We start from the raw sequence: 14,429 nt of genomic DNA, 5'->3' as shown, positions 1-14,429 counted from the left end.
ATTTATAAGAATTACTCAAAAATGGGTTCGATTTTTCGGACCCATTTTTTTGTTTCTAAAGAATTTGTTTTACTACTTTTACATTTTATAACCTGTCACCTAAAATTGTGGCAAAAAGTAACAATCCATGTCTGTAGCAAAAAAAGATTACAAAAGAATTACAACAAAGTCATTAATTGAAATGAAAGCCAATGGAGAGAAAATTTCCATGCTGACCGCTTATGATTATACGATGGCTAAAATTGTTGATACTGCTGGAATCGATGTAATCCTTGTTGGTGATTCGGCTTCGAATGTAATGGCTGGACACGAAACGACTTTACCCATTACTTTGGACCAAATGATATACCACGCTTCTTCTGTAGTTAGAGCGATAGAAAGAGCTTTGGTTGTGGTTGATTTACCTTTTGGAAGTTACCAATCAGACCCAAAAGAAGCGTTGCGTTCTGCCATCAGAATTATGAAGGAAAGCGGTGGACATGCCGTAAAACTGGAAGGCGGAAAAGAAATCAAAGATTCTATCAAGAAAATATTAAACGCAGGAATTCCGGTTATGGGACATTTGGGTTTAACCCCGCAATCTATCTATAAATTTGGAACCTATACGGTTCGTGCCAAAGAAGAGGAAGAAGCGCATAAATTAATGGAAGATGCCAAATTGCTTGAAAAACTAGGTTGTTTTGCCTTGGTTGTTGAAAAAATTCCGGCACATTTAGCCGAGAAAGTGGCGCAAAGTATTTCGATTCCAGTTATTGGTATTGGTGCTGGTGGCGGCGTTGACGGACAAGTTTTGGTTATTCACGATATGCTTGGAATGAACAATGAATTCAGTCCGCGTTTCTTGAGAAGATACATGAATTTATATGAAGGAATGACAACTGCAATCAGTCAATATGTTGCTGATGTGAAATCAAGTGATTTTCCTAATGCTAATGAGCAATATTAGTTTTTAGTATTCAGTAGCAGTATTCAGTTTATAAAAAAAGCCTAAAAAGTGTCTAACAAAATAATTTCGAATAAAAACAACCTCCAAATTCTACACGAAGACAACCACCTTATTGTGGTCAATAAACGTGTAGGCGATATCGTGCAAGGTGATAAAACCGGCGATAAACCTTTATCGGAAGTTGTAAAAGAATACATCAAAGATAAATACAATAAACCCGGTGAAGTATTCCTTGGAGTGGTACATCGTTTAGACCGACCTACAACAGGCATTGTCGTTTTTGCCAGAACAAGCAAGGCTTTGACCAGAATGAATGAATTGTTCAGCAATCGTGAAACTCAAAAAACATATTGGGCAATAGTCAAAAACAAACCTTCAAAAGAGGAAGATAAGCTCGTTCATTATATAAAAAGAAACGAAAAAAACAACACTTCAAAAGCACATATTAAAGAAGTTCCAGAAAGTAAATTAGCCAGTTTAGATTATAAAATATTCAAGGAACTCAATAACTATTTTGCATTAGAAATCAATCTTCATACTGGAAGGCATCATCAAATAAGAGCACAACTTTCTGCCATAGGTTCGCCTATAAAAGGGGATTTAAAATACGGTTTTGACCGCAGTAATCCTGATGGCGGCATTCATTTACACGCCAGGAAATTAACATTCATCCATCCTGTTACAAAAGAAGCCTTAACCATAACTGCTCCTACCCCATCTGATTCCATCTGGGACGCACTATAATTTTTTTAAAGAATAATTCATTATGTAAATTATAAAAATTAACTTGCATAGCACTAAATAAATTGTGCCTGCCTAATGAATTACAAAACTACTATAGGATTTAGAAAAGAAACTTTAATAAAGTTACTGAATGTAATTATTACTCATGAAAATGAAATTATTCAGGCTTTATACGATGATTTCAGGAAACCGGCTTTTGAAGCGGTACTCACAGAAACCTATTATGTTATTTCTGAATTAAAAGACACTATAAAGAATTTACATAAATGGGCTAAACCAAAAAAGGTATTTCCTTCCATTCTCAATTTCCCTTCCACCGATTATATTTACAAAGAACCTTACGGCAAAGTATTAATTATAGCACCTTGGAACTATCCGTTTCAACTGGCTCTTTGTCCTTTAATTTCAGCAGTTGCTGCCGGGAATCAAGTGGTCCTAAAACCTTCTGAACTCACCCCAAAAACATCCGAAATAATTACAAAAATTATTGAACGAACATTTCACAACAATCATGTTGAAGTTATAGAAGGCGGAGTTGAAATCACCCAGAACCTGCTTTCACAACGTTGGGATTATATCTTTTTTACGGGAAGTGTTCCGGTAGGCAAAATTGTTGCAAAAGCGGCTGCCGAAAACTTAACGCCCGTAACATTGGAACTTGGAGGAAAAAACCCTTGTATTATTGATGAAACTGCCAATTTAAAACTAGCAGCCAAAAGAATCGTTTGGGGAAAATTTATAAACGCTGGTCAAACTTGCATTGCACCGGATTATATTTTGATTCAAAAAAACATGAAAAGCCATTTCATGGAATTCATGAAAGAAGAAATCACCAAAGCATACGGTGAAAATCCTAAACTATCACCCGATTATGCCCGAATTATAAATCAAAAGAATTGGCTTCGATTGGTCAATATGATTGAGGAAGACAAAGTGGCTTTTGGGGGTCAAACTGAAATTGAAAATTGCTACATCGCTCCTACGCTTATCGATGAATCCGGTACTGATAGTCTGATTATGAAAGAAGAGATTTTCGGCCCTTTACTCCCTATTCTTTCCTATGAAAATGAGGCCGAAATAAATGGTATCATCTCTAAATACGAGAAACCTCTAGCTTTATATGTTTTTACTGAAAATCATTCCTTTGCACAAAAAATCATATACAAATATTCTTTTGGAGGGGGCTGTATCAATGATACCGTAGTCCATTTTGCTAACAAAAGGCTTCCATTTGGAGGTGTTGGCCATAGTGGCATAGGCGCGTATCATGGTAGTTTGAGTTTTGATACTTTTTCGCATAAAAAAGGAATCGTAAAAAAAGCAAATTGGTTGGATTTACCTATGCGTTATGCCCCTTACAATGATAAATTAAAAACAATTAAAAAATTATTAAAATGGTTGTAACCAATGAAAAATCGGTAAGTGAGGCCATTAAATACCGACGGTCCGTTCGGGTTTTTAAAAACGAACCCATTGATGCGCAAAAAGTAACAGAATGTATTGAATTAGCAACACTTGCTGCTACAAGCAGTAATATGCAGCTTTGGGAATTTTATCATATTGTATCTCCTGAAACTATACAAAAATTAACTGCGGCAAGTTTTGATCAAAATGCAGCAAAAACAGCACAACAAATGGTTATTGTTGTGGCCAGAAAAGATTTATGGAGAAAAAGAGTGCAATCAAATATTGACTACTTAAAATCACTCTATGGAGACAAACCTGAATCTTCATACTCAAAAAGAGAAAAATTTGCTTTAAATTATTATCAAAAAATCATTCCTACGCTTTACTTTGATTTCCTGGGAATCTTTGGAATGATCAAATTTATTGCTTTTCAAATTATAGGATTATTCAAACCCATTTACAGAGAAGCCAGACAAAGTGATATGCGCATTGTTGCCCATAAAAGTGCCGGACTTGCAGCTCAAAATTTTATGATTAGCATGGCTGCAATAAACTATGACACTTGTCCTATGGAAGGTTTTGATTCGTTAAGAATAAAAAAAATATTACATTTACCTGCTTCATCCGAAATAAATATGATTATAGGATGCGGTCTTCGGGAGGAACAAGGCGTTTATGGAGAACGTTTTAGAATTCCTTTTGAAGATGTCTATTTTAAAATATAAATACATTCAATTCACCCAATAAAACAAAGAAACTAAATGATTAAAACTACTAAAGAAAAGATAGAAGAAATAAAGAATAATGGATATCAATTAGATTTTGGAAATGTGTTTAATCATGCCTTTGAAAACTATAAAAAAATTGCCTTATATGCAGGTTTAATGATTTTTGTTTTCTCAATACTAATAGGCATTCTAATAGCTGGAATAGTAATTTTTACTTTTGGAGTTTCCGTATTAAACGAAAAATCATTAGAAAATTTAAAAAACGAAAATTTTTCAAGCACATTTATGTTAGTCTACATAATAGGTGCGATAGTGCTATCTTGTCTTTTAAGTCCTTTCCCTGCCGGATTAATTAAAATGGCACATTGTGGTGAAAAAGATGAGGAATTTCATGTTTCAACTATTTTAGAATATTACAAAGCCCCTTATTTTAAGGAACTGGTTATCGCTACACTACTAATTTCATTATTTAGTACCGGTTTATCAGCATTGGTCGATTATACCGGAATTAAAATAGTTGGATCATTGATTAGCATGACAGTTTCTTTTTTTACTTTCCTAACAATTCCTCTTATTATTTTTGGTGATTTAAAAGCTTTTGATGCCATAAAATCTAGTATGATAATCGTATCAAAACAACCCTTAGTCCTTTTAGGACTAGTTATTGTATCCATAATAGCGTCAATGGTAGGATTCATAGGATGTTGCATCGGAATATTTTTTACAATTCCGTTTATGTATTCCATGTATTATGCCATTTATGTTGCAATTATTGGAATCGATTCTGAAAATGAGTTTGAATAAATCGCTCTAAATCTGGAATATACTTTTTTATAAAACACAATTAAAATATTTTTAGTTGTGTTTTTTTTTGAAATCCGAATCACCCCAACCAGCCATCTCGATCCAAACTTCTGTACTGAATCGCTTCGGCAATGTGGCTGGAAACAACGATTGGAGCTGCATCCAGATCAGCTATTGTTCTGGCTACTTTCAAAATTCTATCATAAGCCCGTGCTGATAGATTCAACCGTTCCATTGCAGTTTTTAATAATTGTTTTGAAACATCATCCAACGCACAATGTTCTCTAATGTGTTTGGTATTCATTTGTGCATTGTAATGTATATTTTCCATTTGCTCAAAACGTTCCGTTTGAATTTCTCGCGCCGCAGTCACTCTTTTTCGAATATCAACACTGCTTTCAGCTTTCCTGTCATCGGATAATTTTTCGAAAGGAACAGGAGTCACTTCTATATGAATGTCAATTCGGTCTAATAAAGGACCTGATATTTTACTCAAATAACGCTGCATTTCGTGTGGTGAAGAAGTTTGAGGCGAATCAGGATCGTTAAAAAAACCACTTGGACTCGGATTCATACTCGCCACAAGCATAAACGACGACGGATAAGTAACCGTAAACTTAGCTCTTGAGATAGTTACTTCCCTGTCTTCTAACGGCTGACGCATTACTTCCAGAACATCTCGCTTGAATTCAGGCAGTTCATCCAGAAACAAAACCCCATTATGTGCCATGGAAATTTCGCCTGGTTGCGGATAACTTCCTCCTCCAACCAATGCCACGTTCGAAATAGTATGATGTGGGCTGCGGAACGGTCTTTGATTCATCAATCCCACTTCTTTCAATTTCCCTGCAACACTATGAATTTTGGTCGTTTCTAATGCTTCGCGCAGAGTCATGGGTGGTAAAATACTGGGTAACCGTTTCGCTAACATTGTTTTTCCTGCACCTGGCGGACCAATCAAAATAATATTATGTCCTCCGGCAGCGGCAATTTCCATACAACGCTTGATACTTTCTTGTCCCTTCACATCCGAGAAATCAAACTCTGGAAAATCCAGTGTTTTATAAAATTCGGCTCTGGTGTCTATTGTTGTAGGTTCTAATGTTCCTTTTCCTTCCAAAAAATCAATGACTTCTTGTAGATTTTCTACTCCATAAACATCTAAACCTGCTACAATTGCGGCTTCTTTTACATTTTGTTTTGGAAGAAAAAAACCTTTAAAGCCTTCTTCCTTGGCTTTTATTGCTATTGGTAAAGCCCCACGAATGGGTTGCAAACCTCCATCAAGAGAAAGTTCACCCATGATAATGTATTTGTCAATGTCATCTGCTTTAATTTGTCCTGAAGCAACGAGAATCCCTATCGTTAAAGTCAAATCATAAGCTGAACCTTCTTTACGCAAATCAGCCGGAGCCATATTAATCGTTATTTTTTTACCTGGCATAGCGTACCCATTATTTTTGAGCGCAGCGGCAATTCTATAACTACTCTCTTTAATGGCATTATCTGGTAATCCTACTAAGTGATATCCAATTCCTTTATCAATATTTACTTCAACGGTAATCGTTGTGGCTTCAACTCCAAAAACGGCACTTCCAAAAACTTTAACTAGCATGTATGTTAATTTTGTACGTAAATTAGTAAAATATTGGCATTAATAACACGGAAATTAATTTATTTTTGAAATTTATAAACTAGAAAAAAATTATGGGACTATTTAATGCCATTTTAGGCAACGCATCAGAAGTAACAATTGAAAATGTTTCAAAAGAATTCGACCCTATTTTAATTGATGGTGAAATAATCGAGAAAGCATATAAAGTAATTAAAGACCTGTTTATTTTTACCAATAAAAGGTTGATTTTGGTCGAAAAACAATTAGTTGGAACCAAAGTAGATTACATGTCAATCCCTTATTCCAGCATCAAAAAATTCTCCAAAGAAAGTGCGGGAATACTGGATATGGATGCCGAATTAAAAATTTGGTTAAACAGTGAGGATAAACCCATCTCAAAACAATTTGGGAAAGGAGGAAACAATATCAATGAAGTTTACAAAATTTTAAGTCAACACATTTTAAAATAATATGACTATCCGTAAATAATACTAAAGAGAAATTTAGCCACAAATTTCACGAATTTGTCACGAATTTTTATCCTTAAAAGAAAAATTAAACACTAATTCGTGAAATTTGTGGAAATTCGTGGCTAAAAAAATAATTATAGTCCGCTAAGCGGACGGTCATATTAAAATAATAATTTTTTAAAATTAAAAGAGACACCTGATACAATAAAAGTATGAGGTGTTTTTTTTGTTTGTAATTTTGACAAATTCTCGATAAAATTGTTTATTATTGTGTGTAATTATCGAATAATCCATATAATATTAAAAGACTGCTAATATATTATGATAAATTTAATAGTTTATAGAAACTGTCGTTTTTTAGAAAAACAACATTAATAAATCATTAAATTTAATGTTGAATTATCACATACCCACAAAATATAGGGGGCTAAATTGAAAAATCAATAAAAATAAAATATTATACTCTTTTTTAATAGGGGGTTTAAAATCATTTTATATTTTTATCGAAATTTAAAACTAAAAACTATGCGAAAGATTATTTTAAGTGTGATATTGATCACAATTCTAGTATTATCCATTTTTTCAATTCATCTTTTTGCTGAATCTACAACACTAGGTGCACACGTTGTTGAATTAAAATTAGATACCGGAGATACGGCTTGGATGATAGTTGCCACAGCTCTTGTATTATTAATGACTCCGGGACTTGGATTCTTTTATGGTGGAATGGTAGGCAAAAAGAATGTTATTAGTACCGTATTACAAAGCTTTATGGCTATGGTTATAGTAACTGTTTTATGGGTTGTTGTTGGATTTGGATTATGTTTTGGACCATCAATCGGTGGATTTATAGGAAATCCTACGTCAAACTTATTTTTTCAAGGGGTAAGTGCTAACACTGCTTGGGAATTAGCCCCAACTATTCCATTTATCTTGTTTGCTTTATTTCAAGCTAAATTTGCAATTATTACACCAGCCTTAATAACAGGAGCTTTTGCAGAACGTGTTCGTTTCTGGGCTTACTTGTTATTTATGGTTTTATTCATATTATTCGTTTACGCTCCTTTGTGCCACATGACATGGCATCCTGATGGATTATTATTTGGATGGGGAGTATTGGATTTTGCCGGTGGAACAGTAGTCCACATGAGTGCAGGATGGGCTGCTCTTGCCGGAGCGATGTTCTTAGGAAAAAGAAAAGTTCAAAAAGTGAATCCTGCCCGTATTACTTATGTTTTATTAGGAACTGGTTTATTATGGTTCGGTTGGTTCGGTTTCAATGCAGGATCTGCTGTAGGAGCTGGTAGTTTGGCTGCACAAGCTTTAGGAACTACAACAGTTGCTGCCGGTGCTGCTGCAATGGGTTGGGTATTTCTTGATAAAATCCTTGGACACAAACTTTCCGCAATGGGAGCTTGTATCGGTGCCGTTGTAGGTTTGGTAGCTGTTACACCTGCTGCAGGATTCGTAAGTATCCCTCATGCAATGGCAATTGGTCTTATTGCCAGTATTGTAAGTAATCTTGTGGTGAGTAAATTCCCTAAAGGTAAAATTGATGATGCATTAGATGTATTTGCTTGTCACGGTGTTGGTGGTATGGTAGGTATGCTTTTAACAGGTGTATTTGCTTCAAAATCTGTAAATGCTATTGTTGGTGATAACCAAGGTTTAATTTTCGGTGATGCTACTTTGTTTTTAATTCAATTAAAAGCATTAGTTCTTGTTTCGATATTTGCATTCTCGGTATCGTATTTCCTTTTCTTTGTTGTAAGTAAAATTACCCCACTAAGAGTAAGTGAAGATAAAGAAGAATTAGGTTTAGATATTTCTCAACACGGAGAATATCTGTAAATCATTTTTTTATAAGTAATTTTAAATTAAACCACTCTGGAAATTCGTTTTCAGAGTGGTTTTTTTATTACTCAAAAAACACCTTTTCAGACAACTTATTTTTGTTTTTAAATTTTCCTTTGTACAACTGATTAATACCATTTTAAGTTTGTTTTTACTGGAATAAATAAGCCGTCTGTTTGCCATTGCTTCGCCAGTTCGCTATCGCTCGTGCAATGTCATTAAGTTAAGCTGTTTCAACCGTCACTTCGAGGCTTAATTTTTTTACAAAAAAAGCAATATAAAATGACGTATTATTCTTGCATGTTAATTTTGTTAAATTATTGATTTTCAATACATTAAACAAAAACGTCAATGGTAGTAATTTTGAACATTAATGCGATAGCTTTAATGTTTAAAATTGTATCGAAAAGCCTTCAAAACGTAAGGGTTCTCGATACTTCGTAAAAATTTTCTATCGCAAATTATTACTCTCCCGAAGCGTCGGGACGAACTGACGAATCCTTAACTTAATGACATTGATCGCTCGTGTCCGACGAAGCAATGACAAATTTTTAGAAACATACTCCAGTAAATTCTAAACGTAAATGGTATAACAGTTCGCTATAGCTCGTGCAATGTCATTAAGTTAAGCTGTTTCAACCGTCACTTCGAGGCTTAATTTTTTTACAAAAAAAGCAATATAAAATGACGTATTATTCTTGCATGTTAATTTTGTTAAATTATTGATTTTCAATACATTAAATAAAAAAGTCAATGATAGTAATTTTGAACATTAATGCGATAGCTTTAATGTTTAAAATTGTATCGAGAAGCCTTCAAAACGTAAGGGTTCTCGATACTTCGTAAAAATTTTCTATCGCAAATTATTACTCTCCCGAAGCGTCGGGACGAACTGACGAATCCTTGACTTATACCATTTAAACTTTAAAAACATTGGAAAAGGCTCTTGTATAAAAATCATACCCTGTAATCGATTTTATCAAGTCTCCCTCTAGGTTATTTATTATACCGTTTGTGTTTTGAATTTACTGTAAAAGGATTTCAAAAATTATAATTATTCTCGCAAAGTCGCCAAGACGCAATTATAGATTGTCTTTGCTACTTTGCGAGATTTCTTTGTCAATACCCTTTGTGAAAAAGGATAACAGTTTTTCAAAGATTAAACGGTATAATTGGTATTATTTTTCTTGAAAACTGAGTTCTCAAAACATTCTAACTGCTGCATAAAAAAACTCCATTTCAATTAACATCGAAATGGAGTTGATTTAAACTCTGCTTATGAAATAACTTTACTGTTTGATCAAATTGACCGTTTTTATATTAACACCCTGTTTGATTACTGTAAGATATTCACCTGTTGGTAATTCTTCACCGAACATAATCGGTTGTCCATCACTTTTTTCAAAACGTTTTACCATTCTGGCAAGCATGTCATATACTATTACTTCTACTTTTTCATTGCTGCCCCCTTCCACAACTAAAGTAAACTGATGTTGGGTTGGATTAGGGTAGGCTTTTACGTCGAAGGAAGCAGGTTCAATAATTATTTTATCAAGTTGCAACAATTTTGCATTAGATTTTGGTGCTATAAAATCTGGTGTACATTTGCCCAAGAAGTCCCCATGATTAAGGTGTTCCTGCACTGCAGACTCATCTACACAAATAGCTACACATGGGTTCTTAGTGCTACCCGTTCTGTGACAGATCGTAACTTTGGCGTTACCACTATTTCCAGCAGCAAAGCAACGGGCATCTTCGGCATCAACTCTGGCTGCCTGATCATATGGTATCGTATAAGAGCATCCATATTTATCTGTTACCGTAGCAACAAACCTGGCATCTGTAAGTAATGTTACATTTACTGAATAGCTACCACCCGTCGGTATATTCGCATTTGAAGTAGAAGTTGGCTGGTTATTACCACTGTTGCCTGTTGTACCATACGTATTAGTTCCAGGAACCCAAACTTCATCTCCCGCAGTATTGATATAATCACATATGAGCTTACCATCTACTCGTTCTTTAATACGAGCTGGCACTACAGTCTGTGGATTTACCATAGTAATGGAAACTTTGTAAGGAGCAGTCCCTCCACTTGGGTAAGCGGTAATCGTTGCAGTCTGATCGCCTGAATAGCCAAAGTATATGATTGTATTATTGGTGGCGATAGTTGCAGACAATATACTTGTTGTTACTGTTACCGTGAAACTACATGGTGCAGATGCATTGTTACATGCATCATATGCAATAGCTGTTACAGTGGTTACACCCAGATTGAACACCACATTATTAAGAGTGGCATAAGCATTCACTGCTGAAATGGTCGCACCACTCAGTGTGTATTTAATGGTTGTACTGCCGCAATTATCGGTTGCTGTTACATCCCATCCTGTACCCGTTTGTTTATATGAACATCCTGCATTGTTAGGACTAACCGTAACCGCAGGAGCACAAGTGGAAATAACCGGTGCGGTATTGTCTTTTACAGTGATCGTCTGGGTGAAGTTTGCGCTGGTATTGCCGCAACCGTCTGTGAAGTTCCATACACGCACTCGTGTGTAGTTGTTCGCACATGAACCTGCTGTTGTATCATCGCTTACCAAGTTTATTGTTGGAACTGCTGTGCAATTATCGGTTGCCGCCGGAGCCAATGCCAATGCCGCTGCTATGCCTGCTGTGTCGCTGCATTCCAGTGTAAGTGCATCCAAAGAATTCGTTGCCGTTGTAACAACCGGTGCGGTATTGTCTTTTACAGTGATCGTCTGGGTAAACACCAATGATGCGTTGCCACAATCATCTGTTACAGTCCAGATATTGGTATAAGTCCCGGCCTGAGGACACAAAGTACCCGCTACAAAAGATCCTGATGTTTTTACAATATTCGTTACATCAGTATCAAAGTTGTCGGATGCAACCGGGAACAACGCCTGAGCAGCTGTTATCCCTGCTGCATCACTACATTGTTTGGTTACATTCAGTGCAGTGGTCCCTGTTGTCCAAGTTGGCGCAATAAGATCAATGGTGAGTGTTGCAAAACCAGTAGTAAAACTACCTTTAGTATTGGTGAATTTTGCCCTGTATTTATAAGTATTTAAGCCTGCAGCTGCAGGGCTGATTGAAAGCGTTGAAGTGGTAACACCAGCAGAAGAAGAGGTTACTACACTATAAGGACTGGCAATTGTAAGAGCTACAAATCCACTACCGTTATCAACTTGCCATTCCACACCTGAACCCGGAGTAGGTGGAATACTGTTTACTTTAGCAATAAAATTAACAGAACTGCCAGCACAAATTGTTTGACTAATTGGATTTGTATGTAAGGTTGGGGCACCGGCACCACCTTCACCAACAACAAATGTACTAAAGGCTGAAAGACCTATAGCTTGTGTACTGGCAGCAGTTTTTGTACCCACTATTGGATAAGTCCAGCCGCTGCTGTATTTGCCAACAATGAAGTTTGAAAAAGCTGCAAGTCCATCCATATCTCCTGCAACAAAATTGAAAGTAGCATTATAGGTCCCGAAAGTAACTCCACTATTAACAAGACTCCAATAGCGGTTTACATTTTTTGTATCATCAATCGCTGAAGTAGCAATATTGGGGTCATCTGCAGCTTGTGTAAAGGCAGTAATATTTCCGGTACCATTTGTGCCTGTGCCCGAAAAACCTATATTAACAGGCGTGTAATTTGATGCATCACCAATTTCAAAATTTTTACTTGAGGTGGAAGCGGCAATTCCTTTTCTTAAATTACCATTTACATATTTCCCCGTACCAGCCCCACTGACTGTTGCAGAATTGCCTAGTATAAGTGTGTTGGCGCCAGTATTGATTTTATTTGCACTAAATACAAGTGCGCCATTGATTGTAATATCATTACCCAATGTTTTATCTGCACTACCAGCAATTGTTAATGCCCCAAACGTAGTTGGGCTGCTACCGCCAATAGTCTGACTGCCACCATTGAAAGTAACTGTTCCTGTTCCGGCTGTAAATATTCCTCCATTATTTGTCCAGTTTCCAGTAAGATTAAAAATTGGAATACCCGTGCTTGTCATTGGTTGAAGAGTTCCACCATTAATCAGAACATTCCCACTTACATTTACTGTTGGCGTTCCAGTATTAGTAGAAAAATTAAATAACCCGTTATTGATTATAAGATTACCGGAAATAGTAGTTGTAGTATTACTTGTTGTAGAAAGTCCAAAAGAACCACCGGTTGTGTTTTGAATAGTTAAGCTCCCAAGTACAGTTTGAAGATTTCCACCGGCACTCATATTACCTGCACTAGTATTAATAATTACATTGCCATATGAAATATTTGGCCATGGAGAAGATAGAGATGTTTGAGTTTCATATGTACTTGTTGCGCCAAAACTTCGTGTACCACCAAGAATTGCAGTTCCTGCGGTTTGAATAAACTTACCTCCATTTTGAATTGTAAAAGTTCCTGTCGCTGTTGTAGCAAAGATTGAATTACCAGTTACTGTTGCACCAGCTGTAATAGTCAGATTATTAAAATCAATTACAGCTCCACCACTAATCGACTGAGTCAGACCATCAAATATAACAGTACTTGTAGACTTTGTAAATGACCCACCATGTACCCAATTTCCGGAAATTTTTAATGTACCAGCTCCTGAAAAACTAATTAAAGAATTTGCGCCTGCAGCATTCGTTGTAATATTACCATTCACATCAACGGTTCCAGTACTTACTGTTAATTGACCTTGTCTGTTATTAATTGATGATCCTTCAGCAGCTCCATTAACAGTTAGATTCCCACCTATATTCAGTATTCCTGATCCAACTATAATTTCATTTGTTCTTGAATTGGAACCGGGGCTATTAATAGTTACATCCCCAGAAACAGATAAAATAATTCCGGGATTGATCTGGAGTTTAGTATTCTTAGATCCACCAGCAATTGTAATTGATGTAGCCGATCTGTTATCTATAACTGTAACAGTTGCATCTACAGCAATTGTAACAATATCCCCTGCACCCGGAACTACTCCACCAACCCAAGTGGTTGTAAGATTCCAATTACCACCAGTTGCAGTTGAAGTAATAGATGTATCTGTAAATTCATGCCAAACATTTTCACCAGAGGATTGTCCATAAGCAGATACTCTTAATAAATCACCACTACAATTACAAACAGTCCAATTGGTTATAAATGTACCATCGGCATCGGCAGTAACTGTCCATGGACTATAGGAAGAATCACCACTTGTTGTATTAATTGGTTTTGTAAGATTTTCTACTTTCAATAAAACATTTTCATTCGGTGAAAAACCAACACCGGTAAAAACTGCATTTGATAACGGCGGATAATCTGGCTTATCACTTGTTACACTTGCCTGCCCAAACGCAGCACTCACAAAAAACAAATTGGCAATTAAAAAAACAATAGTTAAAAATCTGGGGGTACGTAGAAATGTTTTCATATTTATTGAATTAAAATAATAAAATAACGAATACTATATGCCTAACTATAAAAATGTAAAATCAATAGAATGAGGTTTCTATTTTTTGATTTATTTCAATTGAACTCTTTAGAAAAATGCTTTTTTTTAACAAAAAATTACTGCATAATCTCCTAAAATTCATAAACTTAAATACTAAATTATGTAATTAAGAATACATTAATCCAATTTTTAATACATTTCCGATTAAAGGAATAAAAAAAACTGTGAACTACATATTTTGTAATTTTCAGAGGAAATAAAAAAATATAATTAGAAAATATATTGGCTTTTGAATACCATTTCCAATTTGAATTGATGAAAATTTGATTTAATAAATAAAAAAACAGACTCATTTTTTTTCTTTAGAAAGAAGAAGGCTGTCAACAAATA

Annotated in this window: 9 protein-coding genes; 7 read left to right on the top strand and 2 right to left on the bottom strand. The window is 35.4% G+C overall.

Annotated elements, in window-relative coordinates:
- The first annotated feature begins 127 nt into the window (after window positions 1–127).
- From panB to FNW38_RS05725, 5 genes are all read left to right on the top strand, one after another.
- Window positions 128–946 carry a 3-methyl-2-oxobutanoate hydroxymethyltransferase gene (gene panB, locus FNW38_RS05745; protein WP_143386585.1) on the top strand — a complete coding sequence of 273 codons (819 nt, stop codon included), beginning with the start codon at window positions 128–130 and terminating at the stop codon, window positions 944–946.
- 48 nt (window positions 947–994) lie between these two features.
- A complete protein-coding gene (locus FNW38_RS05740) occupies window positions 995–1,690 on the top strand; it encodes an RluA family pseudouridine synthase (RefSeq protein WP_143386586.1) in 696 nt (231 codons plus the stop codon).
- A gap of 75 nt (window positions 1,691–1,765) precedes the next feature.
- Window positions 1,766–3,094 (top strand): aldehyde dehydrogenase, encoded by a 1,329-nt coding sequence (locus tag FNW38_RS05735; RefSeq protein ID WP_143386587.1) that lies wholly within the window; start codon window positions 1,766–1,768, stop codon window positions 3,092–3,094.
- Entirely contained in the window at window positions 3,085–3,822 is a 738-nt protein-coding gene (locus tag FNW38_RS05730; RefSeq protein ID WP_143386588.1) for a nitroreductase family protein, read from the top strand. Before FNW38_RS05735 ends, FNW38_RS05730 begins: the two co-directional genes overlap by 10 nt.
- 36 nt (window positions 3,823–3,858) lie before the next feature.
- Entirely contained in the window at window positions 3,859–4,629 is a 771-nt protein-coding gene (locus tag FNW38_RS05725; protein ID WP_235890157.1) for a DUF2189 domain-containing protein, read from the top strand.
- Between the two features lie 79 nt (window positions 4,630–4,708).
- Here the strand turns inward: FNW38_RS05725 and FNW38_RS05720 are convergent, their stop codons facing one another.
- Window positions 4,709–6,244: a YifB family Mg chelatase-like AAA ATPase gene (locus tag FNW38_RS05720; RefSeq protein WP_143386589.1), complete on the bottom strand. Its 1,536-nt coding sequence runs from the start codon at window positions 6,242–6,244 to the stop codon at window positions 4,709–4,711.
- A gap of 92 nt (window positions 6,245–6,336) precedes the next feature.
- Here FNW38_RS05720 and FNW38_RS05715 point away from each other — a divergent pair, with 92 nt between their 5' ends.
- Window positions 6,337–6,714, top strand: a complete 378-nt coding sequence (locus FNW38_RS05715; protein WP_143386590.1) for a PH domain-containing protein — start codon at window positions 6,337–6,339, stop codon at window positions 6,712–6,714.
- A gap of 525 nt (window positions 6,715–7,239) precedes the next feature.
- Window positions 7,240–8,565, top strand: a complete 1,326-nt coding sequence (locus tag FNW38_RS05710; protein ID WP_143386591.1) for an ammonium transporter — start codon at window positions 7,240–7,242, stop codon at window positions 8,563–8,565.
- A 1,292-nt stretch (window positions 8,566–9,857) separates the two neighbouring features.
- Here FNW38_RS05710 and FNW38_RS05705 read toward each other — a convergent pair.
- Window positions 9,858–14,018 carry an HYR-like domain-containing protein gene (locus tag FNW38_RS05705; protein ID WP_144265598.1) on the bottom strand — a complete coding sequence of 1,387 codons (4,161 nt, stop codon included), beginning with the start codon at window positions 14,016–14,018 and terminating at the stop codon, window positions 9,858–9,860.
- Window positions 14,019–14,429 lie beyond the last annotated feature (411 nt).

The organism is Flavobacterium gawalongense (assembly GCF_007097265.1).
Taxonomy (GTDB): domain Bacteria; phylum Bacteroidota; class Bacteroidia; order Flavobacteriales; family Flavobacteriaceae; genus Flavobacterium; species Flavobacterium gawalongense.
This window is presented reverse-complemented; position numbering and strand designations above follow the sequence as displayed.